This is a genomic window from Roseiconus nitratireducens (assembly GCF_008629675.1).
Lineage (GTDB): Bacteria > Planctomycetota > Planctomycetia > Pirellulales > Pirellulaceae > Stieleria > Stieleria nitratireducens.
Genome location: NZ_VWOX01000007.1, coordinates 114503 through 135008 on the forward strand (window position 1 = coordinate 114503; position 20506 = coordinate 135008).

The window sequence follows — 20506 nt, forward strand, 5'->3', positions numbered from 1 at the left end:
CCATCGCCCCTTTTTCCCTTCGTCACGGTATGCCCACCTTCGTTCGAGAGCCGACGTGGTCTGGCAGCACTCCGGAACAGCTCCGTCAACTCTATCAGCGAGAATGGCTTGTCACCGCCGGCAATGGTGGCTACGCCTCCGGCACCCTCGGTTTTGTGCCGACGCGGCGTCACCATGGATTGCTCATTTCCAATCACCCCGAAGGACGTGTGTTATCGCTCAGCCAGCTGCGGGAAGACGTTCTGGATTCAAAGGGGGACACCGTTGGATCGTTTTGGGGCGTTCAGCATGCCGGGTCATTGCCGGAAATCCATTGCCAACCGGCGTTCAAGCGGTTTCAGTTGCGTGACGGGCTTCCATCCTGGACATTTCGTGTGGGCCAAGGCCAGATTGTCAAATCGATGATCATGCCACATCGGCGCAACGCGGTTTGCGTTCGATACCTGCCATCGGGGGTCGATGAAGATCTTCGGTTTCGTGTCCGACCGATGATTCAATTTCGTGGGCACAATGATTCGGTTGACTCCCGTTCCTTCAGCCAATGCACTCAACGAGCGGCCGATCGTTTCGAGTTCTCAGATGGATCCAGCGGTCGGAAATTGCAGCTTCAAATGGCAGGCGGACAAGTGACGTGGTCGGATGCGCCCCTGGTCGATTCGAATTGCCTTTACGCGATCGAAGAAGCGCGAGGCTACGATCACGTGGGGGCGCTGGCCAGTCCGGGTTTCTTCGAATGGGTGATCAAGCCAGACCAGCCGTTCACGGTGATTGCGTTCACCGATGATGAATTCGCGAGCGAACCTTGGGATCCCGCAGCGGCCTTCGAAGCGGAGAACCGTCGGCGGGAAGAGCTCCTGGCTCGGTTGTCCGTTCAGTCGGCGGACGTCGGTTTCAAGGAACTGGTGTTTGCGGCGGATCAGTTCATCATCGAGCCCCCTCGGCGGCTTGCCGATCTCCCGGATCAAGCTTCGGATGTGGTCACCGAAAGTCGCAGAAGCGTGATTGCCGGCTACCCGTGGTTCACCGATTGGGGGCGTGACACCATGATCAGCCTGCCCGGGTTGACGCTGGCTTGCGGGCGATACGACGACGCACGCGCCATCTTGATCACGTTCGCCAATTATGTCCGTGACGGGCTGATCCCCAATCTGTTTCCGGAAGGAGGGCAGGAAGGGATGTACCACACGGCCGACGCGACGCTGTGGTTCTTTCAGGCAATCCACGAATACGAAGCCGCGACCGGAGATCTGGATCTTGTTCGGCAACTGATGCCCAAGCTGCAGTCGATCATCCGTTGCCATCTGTCCGGAACGCGATTCGGGATCGGCGTGGACCCGCAGGACGGATTGCTGATCCAGGGGCAACCGGATGTGCAACTGACCTGGATGGATGCCAAGGCCGGAGATTGGGTGGTGACGCCGCGAAGCGGAAAGGCGGTCGAAATCAATGCCCTGTGGTACAACGCACTGGAATTGTTCCGTGGCTGGGATCGGCGTTGCGGTGATTCAAACGATTCGCCCCCGGTCGATGACTGGATTGAGATGGCACGCGTGTCCTTTAACCGACGTTTCTGGAGTGACCACCTGGGGTACCTTCTGGATGTTGTCGACGGGGACGACGGCGATGACGCGGCGTTGCGTCCCAATCAGTTATTCGCGGTTTCCTTGGAACACCCGGTACTGGACCGAGAGCATTGGGCGGACATGGTGCAGACCGTCGCGCGGGATCTGGTGACGCCGGTGGGCCTGCGGTCATTGTCGCCGAATGATCCCGAATACCACGGTGTGTACCGCGGCGATGTGTGGCAACGGGATGGGGCCTACCATCAAGGGACCGTCTGGTCTTGGCTGATCGGACCGTTCGTTCGCGCCTGGTGCAGGGCTTTTCCCGATCGGGCCGATCAAGCAGAAACCTTTCTGAACGGCCTGGAACGGCATTTGGATGACGCCTGCATCGGTCAGGTAAGCGAAATCTTTGACGGTGATCCGCCGCATCATCCCAAGGGTTGTTTTGCGCAAGCGTGGGGCGTTGCCGAGTTGCTCCAGGCGAAACGGGTGATTCGCGAATGGAAGGGGCCGCGTTCAGATTCCTGATGGCGTGTCCCTGTCGGCCTGCCGCGACCAGAGCGGGTGGGATCGATGGTAGTTCAAAGGCGACAGGCCGCGGGGCGGAAGACGTTGGAAAAGCCGGTGCGGATGACTCACACCGTAGGCAGCTTCGCGGCCTGCCACGCGGTCATTCCGCCGACAACGTTGGTCACGTCGTCGAAGCCGGATCGTTTCAGGAACGATGCTGCGATGGAAGCTCGATAGCCCGAACCGCAGATGACCGACACGGGCCGGTCCTTGGGAACGTCATCCAAGTGATCTTGGAGAATCCCGCCATGGATGTGAATGGCTCCGTCGATGTGTCCGCCATCCCACTCCTTCTCCGTCCTGACATCCAAGATGGTCAGGTTTGACCTGTTTCGCATCAACTGGTCCAGTTGGTGGACCGACACCGTGTTCAGTGATGCCAGTTCGTAGCCGGAGGTTTCCCAGGATTCGATGCCGCCATCCAGATAGCCTCGCACGTCGTCAAAGCCCACCCGCAACAGATGGGTGGTGACCTTCGCCGCATCGTCCGGGTCGTCGACGACCAGCAGCGTGGGGCGATCATACGGCAACACCCATCCGGCCCAGGTCGGTAGGTTTTCCCCCAGCGGGATGTTGATTGAGTCGGGGATGTGTGCCGCCGCAAAGGCTTCTTTTGGCCGGACGTCCACGACCAAGCATTCTTCGCAAATCCGGTCGCGGATTTGCTTGGCGCTCCAGCGACGTTGGCCGGGCAACTGGGGACCGATCAAGTCGGCCCCGTTTCGATTGATCCGCTTCAGCCGTTTGAAATAAGCCGGCGCGAGCGGCATCTGATCCAACAACGAGCGGACCCAAGTCGATTCGTTTTGCTGCTGGAGCGACTTGTTGAATCGACGCTCGAAGCCGAGGGTAGACGATTGCCGGGATCCGATCGCCTTTCCACACAGCGATCCGGCACCGTGAGCTGGAAAAATCTCGGTGAAATCCGGCAATGCCGCGGTTTTTTCGAACAAGCTTTGATAGAGCTCATGCGCGAGCTCTTGCTGAGCCTCTTCGCCCAGCAGGTCCGGACGTCCGACGTCGCCGACGAACAGGAAATCCCCCGTGAACATCAACCAGGGAAGCTGGTCGCTCCGCGTGCGATCAAAGACTTGAATCGCAATGTGCTCGGGGGTGTGTCCGGGAACGTGCAAGAACTCCAGGCGGAGATCACCCAGGTCAATTGAGTCGCCTTCGCGAACATGGTCGTCGGCAAACGGTTGTGTCCATTCGTCACCGTTGCAGCCGCTGCAATGAATCACCGGCTTGTCCTTCAGACGTGACTTCAGTTCACGCGATCCGCAGACGAAGTCGGCGTGGACGTGCGTCTCCAAAATGTGACGAATGTGCAAACCATGAGCGGAAGCAAAGTCGATAAATTTGTCCACATCGCGCGTCGGGTCGACGACCGCCGCAGTGCCACTCTTTTCGTCACCGATCAGGTACGAAGCGATGGCAAGGCCCGGAACGAAGAACGACTGAATCAGCATCGGTAGGTGAGAATCCCGCTAGAGGAACAGTTTCTTGGGAAGGAGGTCGGGTGCGGCCGGGAGCCGTCATCAGGCACCACTTTGCGCGTGTTGATCGACGTAGCTCTTCACGAATTCTTTCAGTTCGGGCTGATCACACTCGAACCCCATTTGTTGGGCCTTCTGCAAGGTTTGCTCGCCGCTCATTCCCTGCTCCGCGGCGACGTGCATCATGGTCATCGCACCAGCCCGCTTGCCACTCTTGCAATGCGCGAACACCGGCTTGGGAAGAGCCTCCAGCTGGCTTCGGAACTCGTCGACCAGTTTCGGATCCATCGATTTCATCGATACCGGCAAGTGCAGGTAGCGGAGCCCGGCTGCCTCGACCAGACGTTGTTCCGTGTCCGGTGAAATCGGCTGTTCGTCTTCGCCATCCGTGCGGAAGTTCACCACCGACTTGAAGCCATCGTCCACCAGGGTGGCGATCTCCGTTTCGTCGGGTTGGGGGCCGACGGTGATTTGATCGTTGATCTTCATGCGTTGAGACATCGGGGTGGTGCTCCGTGTGGGACGTCCGGGTGGAAAGGGTGAAAAGTTCGACCGCGACGAAGTCCGCTCCGAGGGAGTGGCGGTACGCCGATCGGTGAAAAATCACCGGGCCGAAAACGCGGAGGGTGGCAACGGGTTCGCCAACGATTCAGCCAAACCCTCCGCGCGATCCCCTTGGTGCAACCGGCGTGCCGTTCTTCCCGCCCCGCCGACTTCGGCGTCCCGGCTGATCAGATCCCCGAATTTCGCTGCTTCGAACTTCCACGCTTGTCGATTGCTTCCGCGGTTCGACGTATTGGGGGAAGTCGGTGTGCGATCTGGAACACCGATTGCACCCCTCACCGGACCATGACTTCATGGATTCAAGAGTTTCTGGAACAGTTCGGCGCCGCCGGTGTGGGTGCGCTGATGCTGCTTGAAAACATCTTTCCTCCGATTCCGTCGGAGGTGGTGATGCCGTGGGCGGGCTACTCCGTGTCTCAAGGCAACATGTCTTTTTGGGCCGCAGTTGGTGCGGGTAGTGTCGGATCCTTCGCCGGCGCGATGTTCTGGTACCTGCTTGCCAGATGGATCGGTCAAGAGCGGCTGAAATATTGGGTCCGGCGTCACGGATGGTGGATGACGCTGTCGGAGGGGGATATTCGGCGGACCGAAGACTGGTTTGAAAGTTGGGGATCCCTTGCCGTGCTGGTTTGCCGGTTGATCCCCGGTGTTCGGACATTGATCAGCGTTCCCGCCGGATTCGCCGAGATGCCGACCGGGAAATTTTCGTTGTACACGGCGATCGGGACCATCGCCTGGACGGCCCTGTTGGCCGGGTTGGGGTGGTGGTTGGCTGACAACTACGGAAGCCTCGCCAAGCCCCTCAGCTACGTCAGCACTGCCGTCGTGCTCGGGCTCTTTGGCTGGTGGTTGTACCGTTTGGTCACTCAACGCGCGAAACGGACTCGCGCGAAATCCGGCGCGTAAGAAAGAATCTCGTCATCGATTCGGGCCGAACCGAACATCGTTGATTACGGCAAGATTTCATCGACGGCGGAGGCAAGATCCTCGTGGACGGCCGTGGGTTGAATTGCGGACCGGTCAAATTCGGCTGGATCAAATTTGCCGGTGCGAACCAAGATGCCATCGATTCCGGCGTTCAATGCACCGCCAACGTCGCTTTCCAGGTCATCGCCGATCATCACGGTCCGCTCGCGCTCGGTCCCGAGTGACCCCACGGCGGCAGCGAAGAACTCCGCGGATGGTTTCCCTGTGATGACCACCTCGCGGCTGGCGGCTTCACTCAGCAGGGCTGCGAATGGAAAGATGTCTAACGACAAGTCTCCGTCTGCTTCTCGAAAGTATCGATTTCCGCCCATCGCAATCAAAGGTCGCTGATCGTCCGATTGCAGAAGCCGGAATGCTTGGTTTAACGATGGGTAGGTGAACTTTTCACCCGCGTCGCCCAGTACCACGCAGTTCGGAGATTGCAGCTCCAGCCCCGAAGTCTGGAAATCTTCCTCCAACGCGTCGGCGATCAGCAGGTGCGGGCGGAGATCATTCTGTTTCAGGTACTCAATGGTCGCTTTGGGGGCGGTCAGAAGATCCTCCGCGGAAACGTCAACCCCGAGCTCGGTCAGCATTGCGAGGACCATGCCCGACGATTTGGATGTCGTGTTGGTAAGCAATCGAAACGGCATCCCGGAAGCTTGCAGGCGACCAATCGCCTGGACCGATCCCGCAATCGCCCGTCCTCCCGTGTGAATCACGCCGGCGATGTCGATCAGGCACGCGTCGTAAGGTCTATCAATCACTTCAAGGGCTCCGTGAATAGGAACGCGAGGGTGGAATGGATCGAGTGCCGCCTGGAGAGTATTCTCGCCGGCAGAGCTCCGGCTTCGTCGAAATCGAGTCGGTTTCCGCAGATTTGCGGCGAAGAAGGCTGCTTTTCAGCGAAGCCGTCGTCGACCAGACTTTCACGAATGCGATGTGATCATTCGAACGTTCTTCAGACGAAGGTGATGGCCGGGCACGAAAGCTGCGGGCGGTGTCGGCATGGTTAATTGGTTTCAATCTCAAAGCCCCGTGTTTCAGGCCTTTCTCGCCGGCATGTTCACTTGGGGCGTGACGGCGATCGGTGCCGCCGTTGTTTTTGGCTTACTCAATGTTCATCGCAAGCTGTTGGACGCGATGCTGGGATTTGCCGGTGGCGTCATGTTGGCGGCCAGCTATTGGAGCTTGTTGGCGCCATCGATTGACGTGTCAGCGGAACAGGGCTGGCCGAGTTGGCTGCCTCCGGCTGTCGGCTTCCTGCTCGGCGGCGGGTTTCTCTACGGACTCGACCGGGCCCTGCCGCACTTGCATTTGGGATTGCCGGAGGAAAAGGCTGAAGGACCGAAAACGACGTGGCGCCGTTCGGTGTTGCTGGTGACCGCGATCACGTTGCACAATATTCCCGAGGGCCTTGCCGTGGGAGTTGCGTTCGGCGGCGCCGGCGGCGAGACGGCGGTCGCCAGCTTGGGCAGCGCGGTGGCGCTGGCATTGGGGATCGGGATCCAAAACTTCCCCGAGGGTGTGGCGGTGGCGCTGCCACTCCGCGGCGAGGGGCTGAGCCGACTGAAGTCCTGGATGTTCGGTCAAGCCTCGGCCGTGGTCGAACCGGTTGCCGCCGTGTTGGGCGCCGCCGTGGTGGTGTACGCCGCCCCCGTTTTGCCCTTTGCCCTCAGTTTTGCGGCCGGTGCGATGGTTTACGTTGTCGTCGAAGAACTGATTCCGGAAACGCAGCAAGAAGGCAACGATGATCTGGCCACTTTGTGTTTGATGCTGGGATTCGTCGTGATGATGGTCCTGGACGTCGCTTTGGCCGGTTGAGCGTTCGAGGATCTCGAAGCCATCGCCCTGAAGCATCGATGCGTGCCGAACGAGGTCTTCTCGGCTGAGCCAGCGTCGGGCGACGGACACCCCATGGAATTCCGAATCGGGGGCCGATCGAATCGCATCGTTCCTCTGTGCTCAAGCCACGTCATCTTGCCAGGTCTGGGGCGGCAGTGAGGCGTGATTGGGAATCAACGCGATCATCAACAGGAACAAGCCCACGACGATGTGGTTTTGGTGAATGGGTGGTGGGGGCGAAATTGCGAATCGGCCCCACAAGGCCAAGCCCGTGCCAACAACCAGGATCAGCAGGTGAGCGTGTCGGGTCGGTTGCCAGTAGGAAAGTCCGGCCAAGACGCAGACCAATAGCGCGATCAATGAATCAGCCCACACGAACGTACTGTTGTCGGAGGCCCGGAAGATGAACGGGCTGGCGGCCAACCAGACCGCAGTCATGATCTCGATGACTCGTCCCCACATCACCTCACCTCTCTGGACAATAACGTTTCCGCAGCACGCTCCATCGCTTCGCTGCGGTATCCCCAAAAGGCTCTCCAAAGCAGACCGACACTGGAATTCTGCTTCCAGACCAGACGCAGGTAGCTGAGTGAAGCACGGACTTCATCCCATGCCCAGTACACGAGAATCAGGGAAATCATCGCTGAAACCAAACACAGAAAGCACCATTCACCGACCACCACCGCTTGGCAGAACACCAACACCACGCTGACGATGCCAAGCGGAATCACGTCGATTCCGAACAGGATTACCAGCCAGGGACGATACTGCCACCGCCGCGTCGAGCCGGCGAAACCCAGGATGGCGTCACCGAGGTAGGCCAAGACGCCCAACGCGGCATCGTGAATTCCGATGATTCCAAACATCCGCTCGGCGGTTGACGACTTCAACACGCGATTGCTGCCATCGCCAAACACCGGGTCCCAGGCACTTTCGATGAAGCCCCATTGGAACAGGGACAGGTGCGCAGAAATGGCTGCGGCGACGAAGGCCAGCACGCAGATCGGAATCCGCTGGCTCCACGCGGAGGGATTGTGATTGTACGGAGGGACATTGCGATCCAACTCGCTTGTCATCGCTTGAGCCCGTTTTGCTGATACCACTGGTCGGGATTCTCTTTCAAGCCCTGCAGGATTTTCGGCAACATGGACATCAGCTCGTGCTCTGGTTGCCAACCCAGCAATTCTTTCGCGCGGGAGATGTCCAAAGCGTAGTGGTCGTCGGACATCGCCACCATGAATGGTTTGATGAATGCCTCGCCGCCAGACAGTTTGTCCGTCACGGCAGCGCCGACTTTTGCCACCGGCTTGGGAATGTGTAGCGTCGCCCACTCCTTCCCGTGAAGTTGTCGACCGATTTCTTCTTGCAGTGACTCGTAGGACGGCGGATCGGGTTCGCCAATCAGGATCGCCGTCTTGCTGTGAATGTTGTGACGCCGTTCGACCGTGCGCACGATCGCGTCAACGACATCATCCAGGTACACGGCGGACTGACCGCTGCGTGGATCCCCGGGGAAAAAGTGTCCTTGGAAGTCTTTCTCGTAAATCCGTTTGATTTGCTGGACCAGCGTCGGCTGACGGCCAAAGTCGGTGTAGATCCCCGAGATCCGCAGGAAAACCGAATGCACGTTCGGATGGCCTTCGCGGATCAGTCGTTCGGTGTCGATCTTGCTTTGCGGGTACGGCCACTTCGCCTGCAGGCTGTCTTCCTCCTGAATGTGTTGGCCGACCTCGCATGGCTCGTGCACCAACATGGTGCTGGTGAAAATGAACTGCTCCAGCTCGAACGGTTCCAGCGCGTTGAGCAGCCGATCGGTGCCGTTGACGGTGACCTTTTCATACAGATCACTGGGTTCGCCCGAAAAATCGTAGTACGCGGCCATGTGAACCACGCTGGCAAGTTTACCGCCGGTCAACTCGCGAACACGTTGCGCGGCACCGCGGACGGAGGAATAGCTGGTGACGTCGCACTCCACGTCGGTCACGTGTTCGTGCTCTTTCGGCGGTTCCGGCAAGCCGACTCGGTCAAATCCGTAGACATCGTATCCGTGCTCAGCGAGCGCCAGGCAGACAGGACGTCCAATCAACCCGGAACTTCCGGTCACGATCACGGCAGGGCGTTGTTCGGTCATGGTGCAGATGCATAGCGCGGTAAAACGAGAACCAATACGACGTGAAGGCCAGGGAGCATCATTCAAGCGAACGCGTCCGAGTGCGTCGGGTCGGCCGTGTCACATGAAAACGTCGGCTGAATCACGATTCGTGAGTCACATCGATCAACGCAAGTCTTATGCCAACATCTATGGCGTTGGGCCGCCGAAGGCGCCCAGCTTGATTCTGCCTGAAACGTGAAGCTCGGTTCTCCAGTGCATGGCTTTCGGCTGCGATTGCCGGCATCGGCGAAGTTTGTCGACTTTGCCAACAACGGCCTCAATGGAAAGACGCGACCATGTCGCCGTCGACCTGTCGGACAGCGCCGTCACAGCTCAGAGTGTGTAATAGATCGCCAGACCCGCGACGTAGATGAACAGCACGGCGAAAGAATCGACGCCCATTCCGGCAACGGTTCGGTCCCGGCGTTCCAGGATTCCCCACAGGTACAGGCTGGTCAGAATGATTCCCAGCGAAGCCAGGAAGCTGGCTGACGGATCCAACGCATCAAAGATTGGACCTTCGCGGTAAGCCAACTCCGCCGGGAGGAATAACGCAATCTCCAGACTGTTCGTGCCCAGAATATTGGCCGCTGCCATGCTGTAGGCACCAAAACGGACGGCCGAGTACGTCGTGCTCAATTCGGGCAAGCTGGTCGCCAAGGCAACGAGGGTTGCCCCCACAAAGTTCTGCCCAGTCCCCGTTTGCTCAGCGATCGCTTCTCCGGTTCGGGCCACGAAAAACCCTCCAATCAGGACCACCGTGGAGGCGAGCAGAAAGTAGGTGACGATTCGCGTTGTCGAAGTTTGCGAGAAATTCGCCTGGTGGGCATCTTTCAAATCGCGAGCGGACTCTGGTGGCTGGGCAACGTCACCCTTGGGTTCCCAACGCGGGTTGCCTTCGTAACGGTAAATCACGGCGAGCGACGAAACGTAGGCGACCAGCAGAAACAGTGGCCAAAAGCCGACCGATCCGATTGAGAAGATTTCACCGCTGGCGACGGCTGCCGACGCGAAAGCAACCATGACGATCAACATGACGCCCACCATCAACAAGGATGGTTGAGGTGAAAACAGGGTCAGCGGTTTGCCGCGAAGGACGAAGGCGTCAATCAAACCCAGGACCGCAATCTGCATGGCGACGCCGCCAAGCAAGTTCGTCCCCGCCAGTTTCGCCGCGCCGGAGTAAGAAGCGGTCAGGGTCGTTGCCAGCTCCGGCAGGCTGGTGGCCCCGCCCAAAATCAGCGCTCCGGCGAATGCCTGCCCCAGACCGGTCCGCTCGGCGAACAAGTCCACGTATCGGCTGAGCTTGGTTCCCGCCAACCAGACGCCGAGCGCACCGAGGGTAAAGATCGCGGCGTTGACGAAGAGTGACCGATCGGTGAATTCAAGCATGACCGTTTCCGGTTTTGCAATCGTTGTGCCGGTTCGCCATTCCCGCCGTCCGCTGCGCTGAAAGTCAACCGATTTTCGGAGGCCTGGATTCCGCAGCCCGAGGGGCCGAGACGGGCCCGGCTCGGGCGGTCGAGACTTGCGGCATACCATTTGCTTCAGTTGTTCAAGCTGCCGGCCGCTGGAACGCGATGAACGTGTTTGCCCGTGATTTCCGGCGCCGAAGTTGGCTCGCCGCCTGGCAAACCGCAGCCATGACGACCGCCAAATCCGGTGCGAATCGTTTTGCCGTCGGCCAACCGGTTGACGTGCAGAACGAAGGCGTGCCCTCCGCCAGGCGTTCCGGGTCAGCAGGCTGCCAGCCGATAGACGAGTTGTTTCCGGCTGATTGCCGATAACACAAGAGAAAGGAAGATCGATGACAAATTCACAAACTGATTCCAATCCGGAAATCGAACAGCAACTCGATACGCTGGCCGAATTGTGCTGTGACACACTGACAGGCGGCGAACCGATGCTTGCCGAGCGAAGCGATGCGCTCTTGAAATCGCTGCTGATGAGCGGGTTCGCCAGGAAGCAAGGTCGGGATCTGCGTTCAGAAATTGAGTCTCGCGTGAAGGACCGTTGTCAGGAGCGTGCGATTCACCGCGGCGGAGCGCTGACTTCGCTGACTGACAAGTTGCAGAAGCAATTTGACGATCTCGCTCAGCGAGACTCGGAGCAACCTCAGCGGGGAACGCCGTCTAAGGCGGCCAACATCAGCTCCGCCACCGACGCCTGATAAACGCGTTTGCAGAAGTTGGCGGGCCTGCGAATTGCGCGTTTTCGCCCCAGCTTGACCGGAAATCGTCCGCCCAATGAATTCCTTTCCCACGCAGTCAGCACTCGATCCGGCCGGCCAGGGCGCCGAATCGATTGCTCAGCTGTTCTACTGGATGAGCGGAGGGGCAGCGCTCATCTGGTGCTTGGTGATCGGATTGGCCGTTTATGCCATCCGCCGGCCCCAGGCGCATCACTACCGGTTGACGCGTCTGTTGGTCATCGGCGGTGGCGCGGTGGTTCCGACCGTGGTCTTAACCTGTCTGTTGAGCTACGGTCTTTCGATGATGCCGGAACTGCAGCGGCCCGCGCCCGAAGGCAGCTTGACCGTGCATGTTCACGGCGTCCGCTGGTGGTGGCGTGTTGAGTATTTGGGCCCGAGTGGCCAGCCGATCGCTACCGCCAACGAAATACGGTTGCCCGTCGATCAGCCGATCGAATTCAAACTGTTCTCCGAGGACGTGATTCACTCGTTTTGGATCCCGTCGCTGGGAGGCAAGGTCGACATGATTCCGGGGCGGACAACGCGGTTGAAATTGCATCCGACCCGTGTGGGACAGTTTCGCGGCGTTTGCGCCGAATACTGCGGTGGAGCCCACGCGCAGATGAACTTTGACGTCGTGGTCAGTGACGCGGCGACGTTTGAACGTTGGTTGGCAGACCAGAGTGCGCCCGCCAGCGAACCGGAAACCGACTTGGCCGTAGCCGGCAAAGCCGTGTTCTCGCAGCGCGGCTGCGGTGCATGTCATGCGATCCGAGGAACCGCGGCCGATGGGCTTGTGGGGCCCGACCTGACGCACCTGGGCAGCCGATTGCGATTGGGTGCGAGCCTGCTGGACAACACGCGGCAGAACCTTCGCCGTTGGATCACCCAGACCCATCAGGTCAAACCCAAGGTCGAAATGCCGGCTTTTGAGGCGTTGCCGGAGGATGAGTTGACGGCGTTGGTCGCATATTTGGAGCAATTGAAATGAGTGCTCCGGAGATTCGGCAAGACCCGCCGCTGGACGACCGCGCCCGAAGATTATTGAAGGCTTGGGAAACCCCGCGCGGTTGGCGGTACTGGTCCGCCGTCAACAACTCCGAGGTCGGCTTGTGGTACACGATTGCCGCGTTCACCTTCTTTCTGTTCGGCGGCGTGCTGGCACTGGTGATGCGAATCCAACTGGCATTTCCGGAAAACGATTTTCTGACGGCGGACCAGTACAACCAGATCTTCACGATGCACGGCAGCGTGATGATGTTTCTGTTCGCCGTTCCGATCCTGGAAGCCATTTCGATCATGTTGCTTCCGGAAATGATGGGTGCCCGCGACCTACCTTTTCCCCGTTTATCGGCGTACGGATTCTGGTGTTTCGTCATCGGAGGCGTGTTCGTCTGCGGGTCGCTGTTCTTTGGGGTCGGGCCCCAGGGCGGATGGTTCATGTATCCGCCCATGACAACGGAATACCAATCGGGCGTCGGCGTGGACATCTGGCTGTTGGGTTTGTCGTTCATCGAGGTCGCATCGATTGCCGCGGCGGTGGAGCTGATCGTAGGAGTGTTAAAATGCCGGCCGCCGGGGATGCGGCTGAATCTGATTCCGCTGTATGCCTGGTACATCCTGGTGGTCGCGGTGATGATTCTGTTCGCATTTCCTCCGCTGATTGCCGGTGACATGCTGATGGAGCTGGAGCGGGCCTTGGACTGGCCGTTCTTTGATGCCTCGCGGGGCGGCGATCCGTTGCTTTGGCAGCACCTGTTCTGGATCTTCGGTCATCCGGAGGTGTACATCGTTTTTCTGCCATCGATCGCCTTGGTGGCGATGATCGTCCCGACGTTTGCCCGAACGCCAATGGTCGGATACGGATGGATCGTCTTGGCGGCCGTCGGCACCGGATTCTTAAGCTTCGGGCTGTGGGTGCATCACATGTTCACCACGGGATTGCCGGGGATCACGATCGGGATCTTTTCCGCGGCGTCCGAGGCGGTGGCAATTCCAACCGGTGTCCAGATCTTTTGTTTCATCGCGACGCTGCTGGTCGGTCGCGTGACCCGATCCGTCTGCTTATTGTTCGTGCTGGCGGGATTGGCAACGTTCATCATCGGCGGACTGACCGGCGTGATGGTTGCCCTGGCACCATTTGACTACCAGGCACACGACACTTATTTCATCGTCGGTCACCTGCACTACGTGCTGGTCGGTGGAACGATCTTCCCGATTGTTGCCGGGTTCTACTACTTTTACCCCCTGGTCCGCGGGAAACAGCTGTCGGAGCGGTTGGGGACGATCGCGTTCTGGTTGATGCTGATCGGTTTCAACGTCAGCTTTTTCCCGATGCATCTGACGGGCTTGATCGGCATGCCTCGGCGGATCTACACGTATCCGGCCGGCATGGGCTTCGAGACGTTGAACTTGGTGTCTTCCATCGGCGCGTTCATTCTGGCGGCGGGATTCGTCGTCTTTTTGTGGGATGTGTTGCGTCCGAAGTCCAAACAGGATTTGGCGCCGAGGAACGTTTGGAACGCGGGGACGCTGGAGTGGTTGGCAGAGGTTCCGGACAAGCCCTGGGGCGTGCGCAGCATCCCGATCGTGAAATCTCGCTATCCGTTGTGGGACCAGGAGAACTTCGTCCGTGATGTGGACGAGGGCAACTTCTACTTGTCGGACGCCGAAGAGACGCTCCGCGAAACTCTGGTCACGACGACCGTGGATGCCACACCGATCCAATGTTTGCGTGTACCCGGCCCCACTTTCTTGACGATGTTCGCGGCACTGTTCACCGGCGGTGTTTTCATCTTCTCGACGTACCACTGGTGGTGGGCGGCCGGCGTCAGCGGCGTCCTTTCATTGGTGACCATCTTGACTTGGCTGTGGACCGGAACCGCGTTGATACCGGAGAAGGATCGCAAAGACGTTGGCTTGGGGCTGGAGCTTCCCACGTATGTCTCTGGCCCACGTGCCGTGGGCTGGTGGGCGATGTTCATCACCATGCTGGGTGACATGACGGCTTTTGTTTCCCTGGTGTTCGGATACTTCTTCTACTGGACGATTCACGAAGACTTTCCGCCGCAAGATGCCCGGGGGCCGGGGATCCTTTGGCCCCTGGTGTCGATGGCGTGCGTGCTGTTCGCCTGGGCCGCGACCCTGCTGGCCAAGCGGTTCAACCGACAGGATTCCGCGCCGCGATTCTACGGGTCGATTGCCGCCGGGGCGACGGCGGCGGTTGTTGGCGCGCTTGCGCTGGTCGGTGCATGCTACTTCCATCAAATGGATCCGACTCGGCACGTTTATCCGGCCATCGTGTGCGCCCTGGTGCTCTGGACGGTGGTGCATTTGGCGGTTGGCGTCACCATGCATCTGTATTGCCTGGCACGCCGTGCCGCGTCGCGGATGACGTCACGCTACGACGCGGACATCGTCAACGTCACGCTGTATTGGCATTTCATGGCCGTGACCTCGTTGATCACCAGCCTGGTCATTTCGCTCTTTCCGTTGGTCTCCTAGGAGCGATTCATGACCGATGCAGACGACGAATTTGTTCCCGAAAAGCCCGATCGCTTGTGGTCGCTGACCTTCCCGCCGTTGGTCTGGGCGGTGCACTTCCTGGCCAGCTACCTGACGGCGGCAATCTGGTGTGCGAAGGCGGGGCCGCAAGCGGGCGATGCCGATCCGGTGCGGGTGGCCATTGCCGCCTACACGGTCGTGGCGCTGACGCTGATTGCGGTGTTCGGATGGATCGCCTTTCGCAAGCACCGCACGGGGGAGGCGACGCTTCCGCATGACTTTGACAGCCGAGCCGACCAGCACCGGTTCTTGGGGTTCGCGACGACGTTGCTGGCGATTCTGAGCTTCGTTGCCACGGTATTCACTGCCTTGGTCGTGGTGTTTGTCGGGAGCTGTCACTGATGCGCCAAGCTGCCCGACAAAAGTGGCTGTGGAATCTCGGCTGGTTGCTGCTGGCGGCGGCGTGGCTGGGCCCGCTGCCAAGCTGGGCGCAGACATCGTTCACCGCCCACATGACGCTTCACATGGCAGTGGTCGCCGTCGCGGCGCCCTTGCTGGCGATCGGGATGGCCGGACGGCAATGGGATCCCGTTTGCAAGGCGCCGGCCTGGTTTGCCCCCGTGCCGGCGTCAGTGGCAGAGTTGGTGATCGTCTGGGCTTGGCATGCCCCCGGCTTGCATCACTGGGCTCGCCACCAGTTGCCGGGGTTCGTGATCGAGCAGTCGATGTTTCTGTTGGCGGGTTTGTGGGTTTGGCTCTCTGCCTTCGGCGGCCCCCAACCGCGTCAGCAAGGACGCAGCGCCGCCGGCGTCTTGGGACTGCTGTTGACCTCAATGCACATGACCCTGCTGGGCGCTTTGTTGGCGATGTCGCCTCGCTTGCTTTTCAAGCACCATGCGGCCGGCGCGTTGATGGATCCGTTGCAGGACCAGCATGTCGGTGGCGCCGTGATGCTGATCGTCGGCGGGATCACTTACCTCAGCGGAGGACTCTGGCTGTCGCGGGATCTGGTCGTCCGTTGGAACGCGAGTCCCGCCGTTTCCCCGCCACCAGGGAACGAGCTGCCGACAAAATGAAAGACTTGGAGATGCGATGAAACGCCGATTGAAAGAACTGTCGATTCTGATCGTCTGCCTGGCATTGTTGGGTGCGGTGGTGCTGGTCTCGGGGGTCGTTCCAATCAAGGCCAGCAGCGGGCATTGGGCGATCACGCGTTGGGTTCTGGATTTTGCCAGCAGCCGCTCGGTCTCGTTTCACAGCCGTGGTATCCAGGTGCCGAAATTGGACCAGCCGTCGATCGCGGACCTAGGCGCTGCCACGTTCGACAACAACTGTCGCTGGTGCCACGGTGCTCCCGGAATCGCGCAACCGCCCGTGGCCGCGGGGATGACACCGCGACCGCCACGGTTGAGCGAAGCGGTTCAGCAGTGGGAGGAAGCCGAGCTGTTCTACATCGTCAAACACGGAATCAAGTTTGCCGGCATGCCCGCGTGGGCGACCGGTCAACGGGACGATGAAGTCTGGCCGGTCGTCGCGTTCCTGCGGGACATGCCAAGCTGGACCGAGCAGGACTATCGCGACGTGGTGCAGGTCGATCCGTCGGACACCAGCGAACGTGCGGTTTTGGCTGCACAGCGGTGTGCGGCGTGTCACGGGCTCAGCGGCGGCGGGCGGGCAGGTTCCCGGGTGCCGGATCTGGCCGGGCAACACGTCGATTATTTGTCGGCCGCGCTACGCGCCTATCGCGATGGCAAACGATTCAGCGGGATCATGCAGCCGGTCGCGGCCGACTTGGATGATGAAAAGATCGCGGGGTTGGCGGAGTATTTTGCCGCGCAGCCTCGCTCGGAAAATCCGGGTAGCGAAACTTTGCGTGGGGATGCGGGCAGAGAGGATTCGCAATTCCAGGTCGGGAAAAACTTGGCTCGAAACGGTGATCAGAATAAGAAGATTCCGTCCTGCATCGATTGCCACGCGTTGCAGCCGCCCGCGGGTCACCAGGACTATCCGATGCTGGTCGGCCTGTCCGCGGATTACATTCGCCGGCAGTTGGAGCTGTTTCAATCGCGGTCCCGCGGAGGCAGCGAGCACGCGAACCTGATGCACCCGATTGCGGACAAGTTATCGAATGATCAGATCGAAGCATTGGCAACGTATTACTCGCAGGTCAAGTTAGACCCGGGCGATCCGCCGCCGTCCAACGCCCCGGAGGATTGACTCTCGCTCTCGGCGAGCATCCCGGCGCCGATTCGGCGAATCGTTCGTGAATCCTTCCGTCTTGTGTCCCGATGGTGATGACTTGTTTGCGATGAAAAGAGTTTGGATCATTCTACCCGTGTTGCTGTTGATCATGGCTGCGATCGCGGCTTGGGCCTTTTGGCCGGTCGAGCATTCGGCGGAGGGGTCTGATCAGCGGGAATTCCAGGTGCAATGTGACTTTGCCCGGTTCCGTCAGATCCTGGTTCGCAAGAATCCCACCAAAGCGATTGTCGCTCACGGTGGAATGGAGCTGATCTCGGAATCGATCGAAGGGCTGAATGTTGACACATCGCAGGATGATCAGCCGCTGTTGAATGCGATTCGTGGGCAGTCGCGGACGGAGGTGGATGCCACCAAGACGCTGACGGTGCACGTCAACAATCCTCAGATTGAATCCACCGATCTGGTTTTGCGTCAGCATGCCGATATCGATCAGGATCGGGTTCGCGTGGAAACGCGATCGACCGATCCCCAGGGCAGCATCCAGCGCTACGAAACCACTCTGGAAGCGGTGCCGGATGCTGACGGCACGCGCGTGAGTTTGTCGGTGCAAATGGTGATCACCGTGCGGGTGCCCCGCTTGTTTACCGGGACCGCCGATCGTGAGGTCCAACGTTCGGCGGAAACGGGGCTCGCCGAACAGCAAGACGCACTGACGGCGCTGGTGGAAAAGTACGCGTCGGATCTGTTGATGTTGCCCGAGTTCAACTGAGAACCGGCAGATTCGAGTCGCGACGCGACGACAACCCCCTGCCGTCGGCGCAAGCCGACGGAACCGGCGGGCTTGGAAAACTTCACTGCCTTCCAAATGCCAACAGTCTCATTGTCTGCCCAGGCTGTGAGAGTCCCTGACGCTCCGTGATTGGCACGTCGCTTGCACTGATGACGAGTACCGCGTCGCTCTGCATCCGATTGCACTGCGTCCCATCGCGGGTGAGACGAAAAACAAAATCAATTCGATTCTGGAGATATGAAATGTTGATTCCGATTCTTGGTTGGATGTTGTTCGGGTTGATCATCGGTGCCATCGCACGGTTTGTGGTGCCGGGTTCGCAACGGATGGGCTGGTTAAAAACGATGCTGCTCGGAATCATCGGCTCGTTCGTGGGCGGATTCGTCGGGTACCTGGTATTCGGCGGCGATGCATTTCAGGCATCGGGCTGGATCGGCTCGATCGTTGGAGCGGTCATCGTGCTCTTGATCGGAATGAAGGCCGGTCGTGTTTCGGCCTACTGATGACCGTACCGGTCGCTGGAGCGGTTGGGGGACGCGATACCACGAAGTAAACCGTCGGCAATGTCCGACAACCGCAGACCGGCACCCGCCGGTCTGCTCATTCTTTTTTTAGGGAGTAGTGATCATGGATAAGTTTGAAAAACTGGTCGACCTGATTGGAGACTTTGACAACGCGATGCTGGTGACTCGCACCAGCGAAGGTGAATTGGATGCCCGTCCAATGGCGGTCGCTGAGCTGGAACCGGATGGCGATCTGTGGTTCGTGACGGATCGAAATTCCGGTAAGGTCGCGGACCTGATGCTGGACCACGAAGTTGCTGTGACGATGCAGAGCTCACGGAAGTTTGTGACACTGACCGCCACAGCCCACCTGGTAGACGACCGAGCGAAACTTGAGGAGCTTTGGCAGGAAGCTTGGAAGGTCTGGTTTCCCCAAGGCAAGGCGAGCAATTCGATCGCGCTGTTGAAGGTCGAGCCGAAACGCGGCGAGTACTGGGACAACTCAGGCGTGCAGGCGGTCAAGTATTTGATCGAAGCCGGCAAAGCTTACTTGCAGGGCGAGAGAGCATCGACGGACGAATCGATCAACGCGCGGGTTTCGATGTAGAATCCACCGGGAGGTTGATACCGCCGCGGTGCTCGTTGAGCATTCTGGGGCGCCGTTGAGCGTCCGTCGGGCCGCCAGCTACGCCGGTCGTTAAAGCAATTGTAAGCGAGAGTCGGATGACGATTTTGTCCAGTCGATGGGTCTGCTTGGCATTCGGTTTGGCCCTCTCGATTGGCACCGCATCACTCGTTCGCCCGACGACCGTGTCGGCTCAGGAGAAGGGAGCTCTCGTTGAGCCTCCTTCGGCGGCCGAGTCCGACACGGAAGCAGCGCCCAACGTGGCGCAGAAAGTCGAAATCAATCCGAACACCAGCGATCCCCAAATTGCCAACCGCTTGAGCGAAATCTTTCAGGCGACCGGGTGGTACGACGATTTGGATATCCATGTGGATCGCGGTGTGGTCTTTCTGGAGGGCGTGGCCGACACCGCTGCGCACCGCGAGTGGGCAGAAGCGACGGCGATGAAAACCACCGACGTGGTGGCCGCGGTGAACAAGATTCGTGTCGCCGAACAGCCGCTTTGGAACTTTGCGCCCGCTTTGGAGTCGATGCGTCAGCTCCGCGCCGAGACCATTCGAATTCTGCCGTTGGTCTTGGTCGGAATGGTGATCGTGGTCCTGTCCTATTTCGTTGCACGTCTGGCCGCGCGGGCCACTCGTTCGCTCGCGAATCGGCGCGTCGACAACAAACTGTTGCGGCAGGTCACCGGGAACGTCGTCGGCGTCCTGATCTTCATTGTGGGCGCATACATCGCTTTGCGTGTGTCCGGTCTCACGCGGTTGGCGGTGACATTGTTAGGAGGTACCGGGTTAGTCGGTCTGGCGCTGGGCTTCGCATTTCGGGACATTGCTGAAAATTACCTGGCCAGCATCCTGATTTCTTTGAACCAGCCGTTTCGTGTCGGCGACCTGATCGAGGTCGATGGATCGCAAGGGTTCGTGCGAAAAGTGACCACGCGCGGCACGATTCTCAATACGTTGGAGGGCAATCAGATCCAGATCCCCAATAGCACCGTCTACAAAAACAAGGTGCTTAACTACACCGCGACCCCGCTGATGCGATTGAGCTTCAAAGTGGGAATCGGTTACGAAGACTCGGTTGCCGACGTGCAAGAATTGATCATGGACGTGTTCCGCAAACACGTGGCGGTGACGGAGGATCCCGCACCATTGGTCCTGGTGGACTCGTTGGGGTCCGCGACGGTGAATCTGGTTTGCTACTTTTGGTTTGATCGGTCGCAACACTCTCCACTGAAGGTGGGCAGCAGCGTGATTCGAACGGTCAAGCAGGTCCTGATGGCTTCGGGCGTCAGCATGCCTGACGAGGCGCGGGAGCTGGTATTCCCCGATGGAGTGCCGGTAAGAATGCTCGAGGCGTCCACGGAGACGAAGCCTGTGCCGCAGCCGCCTCGGCCGAGCAGCTTCCCGCGAGAAGAGAGTGTCAGCGAGGGCGAAGGGGATCTTTCGAACGAGCAGGCTGAAGTGATGAAGGTGACCGAAGACGATCAGACCGTTGCCGGAAAAGAGAATCTGATCGAATGATCCCTGCGGT

General features: G+C 59.5%; 20 protein-coding genes. 13 read left to right on the plus strand and 7 right to left on the minus strand.

Annotated features, from left to right (window positions below):
* Positions 1 to 29 precede the first annotated feature (29 nt).
* Complete coding sequence (locus tag FYK55_RS13855) at positions 30 to 2093, plus strand: amylo-alpha-1,6-glucosidase (protein WP_150077025.1); 2064 nt, start codon at positions 30 to 32, stop codon at positions 2091 to 2093.
* A 107-nt stretch (positions 2094 to 2200) separates the two neighbouring features.
* On the opposite strand, the gene FYK55_RS13860 is transcribed toward FYK55_RS13855, so the two are convergent.
* Positions 2201 to 3604 (minus strand): MBL fold metallo-hydrolase, encoded by a 1404-nt coding sequence (locus FYK55_RS13860; protein ID WP_150077026.1) that lies wholly within the window; start codon positions 3602 to 3604, stop codon positions 2201 to 2203.
* A gap of 69 nt (positions 3605 to 3673) precedes the next feature.
* Positions 3674 to 4132 carry a beta-lactamase hydrolase domain-containing protein gene (locus tag FYK55_RS13865; RefSeq protein WP_150077027.1) on the minus strand — a complete coding sequence of 153 codons (459 nt, stop codon included), beginning with the start codon at positions 4130 to 4132 and terminating at the stop codon, positions 3674 to 3676.
* 348 nt (positions 4133 to 4480) lie between these two features.
* Between FYK55_RS13865 and FYK55_RS13870 the strand changes: the two genes are divergently transcribed.
* Positions 4481 to 5101: a DedA family protein gene (locus tag FYK55_RS13870; RefSeq protein WP_150077028.1), complete on the plus strand. Its 621-nt coding sequence runs from the start codon at positions 4481 to 4483 to the stop codon at positions 5099 to 5101.
* 44 nt (positions 5102 to 5145) lie between these two features.
* Here the strand turns inward: FYK55_RS13870 and FYK55_RS13875 are convergent, their stop codons facing one another.
* Entirely contained in the window at positions 5146 to 5928 is a 783-nt protein-coding gene (locus FYK55_RS13875) for a TIGR01458 family HAD-type hydrolase (RefSeq protein WP_161604495.1), read from the minus strand.
* 241 nt (positions 5929 to 6169) lie between these two features.
* On the opposite strand from FYK55_RS13875, the gene FYK55_RS13880 reads away from it, so the two are divergent.
* The gene (locus FYK55_RS13880; protein WP_150077030.1) at positions 6170 to 6985 is read left to right on the plus strand and encodes a ZIP family metal transporter; all 816 of its coding nucleotides are present in this window, start codon (positions 6170 to 6172) and stop codon (positions 6983 to 6985) included.
* Between the two features lie 141 nt (positions 6986 to 7126).
* On the opposite strand, the gene FYK55_RS13885 is transcribed toward FYK55_RS13880, so the two are convergent.
* The 4 genes from FYK55_RS13885 to FYK55_RS13900 all read right to left on the minus strand — a co-directional run bounded on the left by FYK55_RS13885 (position 7127) and on the right by FYK55_RS13900 (position 10550).
* A complete protein-coding gene (locus FYK55_RS13885; RefSeq protein WP_150077031.1) occupies positions 7127 to 7468 on the minus strand; it encodes an SPW repeat domain-containing protein in 342 nt (113 codons plus the stop codon).
* Complete coding sequence (locus tag FYK55_RS13890) at positions 7468 to 8082, minus strand: vitamin K epoxide reductase family protein (RefSeq protein WP_150077032.1); 615 nt, start codon at positions 8080 to 8082, stop codon at positions 7468 to 7470. Before FYK55_RS13890 ends, FYK55_RS13885 begins: the two co-directional genes overlap by 1 nt.
* Positions 8079 to 9137 (minus strand): NAD-dependent epimerase/dehydratase family protein, encoded by a 1059-nt coding sequence (locus FYK55_RS13895; RefSeq protein ID WP_150077033.1) that lies wholly within the window; start codon positions 9135 to 9137, stop codon positions 8079 to 8081. The genes FYK55_RS13890 and FYK55_RS13895 overlap by 4 nt, the downstream gene beginning before the upstream one ends.
* Positions 9138 to 9491: 354 nt before the next feature.
* Positions 9492 to 10550: a sodium:calcium antiporter gene (locus tag FYK55_RS13900; RefSeq protein ID WP_150077034.1), complete on the minus strand. Its 1059-nt coding sequence runs from the start codon at positions 10548 to 10550 to the stop codon at positions 9492 to 9494.
* 415 nt (positions 10551 to 10965) lie between these two features.
* On the opposite strand from FYK55_RS13900, the gene FYK55_RS13905 reads away from it, so the two are divergent.
* The 10 genes from FYK55_RS13905 (at position 10966) to FYK55_RS13950 (ending at position 20496) form a co-directional block, all read left to right on the plus strand.
* On the plus strand, positions 10966 to 11328 hold the full coding sequence (locus tag FYK55_RS13905) for a hypothetical protein (protein ID WP_150077035.1): 363 nt from the start codon (positions 10966 to 10968) through the stop codon (positions 11326 to 11328).
* Positions 11329 to 11404: 76 nt separating this feature from the next.
* On the plus strand, positions 11405 to 12340 hold the full coding sequence (coxB, locus tag FYK55_RS13910) for a cytochrome c oxidase subunit II (protein ID WP_150077036.1): 936 nt from the start codon (positions 11405 to 11407) through the stop codon (positions 12338 to 12340).
* The gene (ctaD, locus tag FYK55_RS13915; RefSeq protein ID WP_150077037.1) at positions 12337 to 14853 is read left to right on the plus strand and encodes a cytochrome c oxidase subunit I; all 2517 of its coding nucleotides are present in this window, start codon (positions 12337 to 12339) and stop codon (positions 14851 to 14853) included. Before coxB ends, ctaD begins: the two co-directional genes overlap by 4 nt.
* A 9-nt stretch (positions 14854 to 14862) precedes the next feature.
* Complete coding sequence (locus FYK55_RS13920; RefSeq protein WP_150077038.1) at positions 14863 to 15255, plus strand: hypothetical protein; 393 nt, start codon at positions 14863 to 14865, stop codon at positions 15253 to 15255.
* Positions 15255 to 15929 carry a cytochrome c oxidase assembly protein gene (locus tag FYK55_RS13925; protein WP_150077039.1) on the plus strand — a complete coding sequence of 225 codons (675 nt, stop codon included), beginning with the start codon at positions 15255 to 15257 and terminating at the stop codon, positions 15927 to 15929. Before FYK55_RS13920 ends, FYK55_RS13925 begins: the two co-directional genes overlap by 1 nt.
* 16 nt (positions 15930 to 15945) lie before the next feature.
* The gene (locus tag FYK55_RS13930; RefSeq protein ID WP_150077040.1) at positions 15946 to 17070 is read left to right on the plus strand and encodes a c-type cytochrome; all 1125 of its coding nucleotides are present in this window, start codon (positions 15946 to 15948) and stop codon (positions 17068 to 17070) included.
* Between the two features lie 46 nt (positions 17071 to 17116).
* Positions 17117 to 17824, plus strand: a complete 708-nt coding sequence (locus FYK55_RS13935) for a hypothetical protein (RefSeq protein ID WP_235908684.1) — start codon at positions 17117 to 17119, stop codon at positions 17822 to 17824.
* 263 nt (positions 17825 to 18087) lie between these two features.
* A complete protein-coding gene (locus FYK55_RS13940) occupies positions 18088 to 18348 on the plus strand; it encodes a GlsB/YeaQ/YmgE family stress response membrane protein (RefSeq protein WP_150077041.1) in 261 nt (86 codons plus the stop codon).
* 124 nt (positions 18349 to 18472) lie between these two features.
* Positions 18473 to 18955 carry a pyridoxamine 5'-phosphate oxidase family protein gene (locus FYK55_RS13945; protein ID WP_150077042.1) on the plus strand — a complete coding sequence of 161 codons (483 nt, stop codon included), beginning with the start codon at positions 18473 to 18475 and terminating at the stop codon, positions 18953 to 18955.
* Between the two features lie 116 nt (positions 18956 to 19071).
* On the plus strand, positions 19072 to 20496 hold the full coding sequence (locus FYK55_RS13950) for a mechanosensitive ion channel family protein (RefSeq protein WP_150077043.1): 1425 nt from the start codon (positions 19072 to 19074) through the stop codon (positions 20494 to 20496).
* Positions 20497 to 20506 lie beyond the last annotated feature (10 nt).

Excerpts from the sequence above, each read along its gene's own strand:
- FYK55_RS13855 (WP_150077025.1), top strand. The coding sequence starts at position 30 with ATGCCCACCTTCGTTCGAGAGCCGACGTGGTCTGGCAGCACTCCGGAA.
- FYK55_RS13860 (WP_150077026.1), bottom strand. The coding sequence starts at position 3,604 with ATGCTGATTCAGTCGTTCTTCGTTCCGGGCCTTGCCATCGCTTCGTAC.
- FYK55_RS13865 (WP_150077027.1), bottom strand. The coding sequence starts at position 4,132 with ATGTCTCAACGCATGAAGATCAACGATCAAATCACCGTCGGCCCCCAA.
- FYK55_RS13870 (WP_150077028.1), top strand. The coding sequence starts at position 4,481 with ATGACTTCATGGATTCAAGAGTTTCTGGAACAGTTCGGCGCCGCCGGT.
- FYK55_RS13880 (WP_150077030.1), top strand. The coding sequence starts at position 6,170 with ATGGTTAATTGGTTTCAATCTCAAAGCCCCGTGTTTCAGGCCTTTCTC.
- FYK55_RS13885 (WP_150077031.1), bottom strand. The coding sequence starts at position 7,468 with ATGTGGGGACGAGTCATCGAGATCATGACTGCGGTCTGGTTGGCCGCC.
- FYK55_RS13890 (WP_150077032.1), bottom strand. The coding sequence starts at position 8,082 with ATGACAAGCGAGTTGGATCGCAATGTCCCTCCGTACAATCACAATCCC.
- FYK55_RS13895 (WP_150077033.1), bottom strand. The coding sequence starts at position 9,137 with ATGACCGAACAACGCCCTGCCGTGATCGTGACCGGAAGTTCCGGGTTG.
- FYK55_RS13900 (WP_150077034.1), bottom strand. The coding sequence starts at position 10,550 with ATGCTTGAATTCACCGATCGGTCACTCTTCGTCAACGCCGCGATCTTT.
- FYK55_RS13905 (WP_150077035.1), top strand. The coding sequence starts at position 10,966 with ATGACAAATTCACAAACTGATTCCAATCCGGAAATCGAACAGCAACTC.
- coxB (WP_150077036.1), top strand. The coding sequence starts at position 11,405 with ATGAATTCCTTTCCCACGCAGTCAGCACTCGATCCGGCCGGCCAGGGC.
- ctaD (WP_150077037.1), top strand. The coding sequence starts at position 12,337 with ATGAGTGCTCCGGAGATTCGGCAAGACCCGCCGCTGGACGACCGCGCC.
- FYK55_RS13920 (WP_150077038.1), top strand. The coding sequence starts at position 14,863 with ATGACCGATGCAGACGACGAATTTGTTCCCGAAAAGCCCGATCGCTTG.
- FYK55_RS13925 (WP_150077039.1), top strand. The coding sequence starts at position 15,255 with ATGCGCCAAGCTGCCCGACAAAAGTGGCTGTGGAATCTCGGCTGGTTG.
- FYK55_RS13930 (WP_150077040.1), top strand. The coding sequence starts at position 15,946 with ATGAAACGCCGATTGAAAGAACTGTCGATTCTGATCGTCTGCCTGGCA.
- FYK55_RS13940 (WP_150077041.1), top strand. The coding sequence starts at position 18,088 with ATGTTGATTCCGATTCTTGGTTGGATGTTGTTCGGGTTGATCATCGGT.
- FYK55_RS13945 (WP_150077042.1), top strand. The coding sequence starts at position 18,473 with ATGGATAAGTTTGAAAAACTGGTCGACCTGATTGGAGACTTTGACAAC.
- FYK55_RS13950 (WP_150077043.1), top strand. The coding sequence starts at position 19,072 with ATGACGATTTTGTCCAGTCGATGGGTCTGCTTGGCATTCGGTTTGGCC.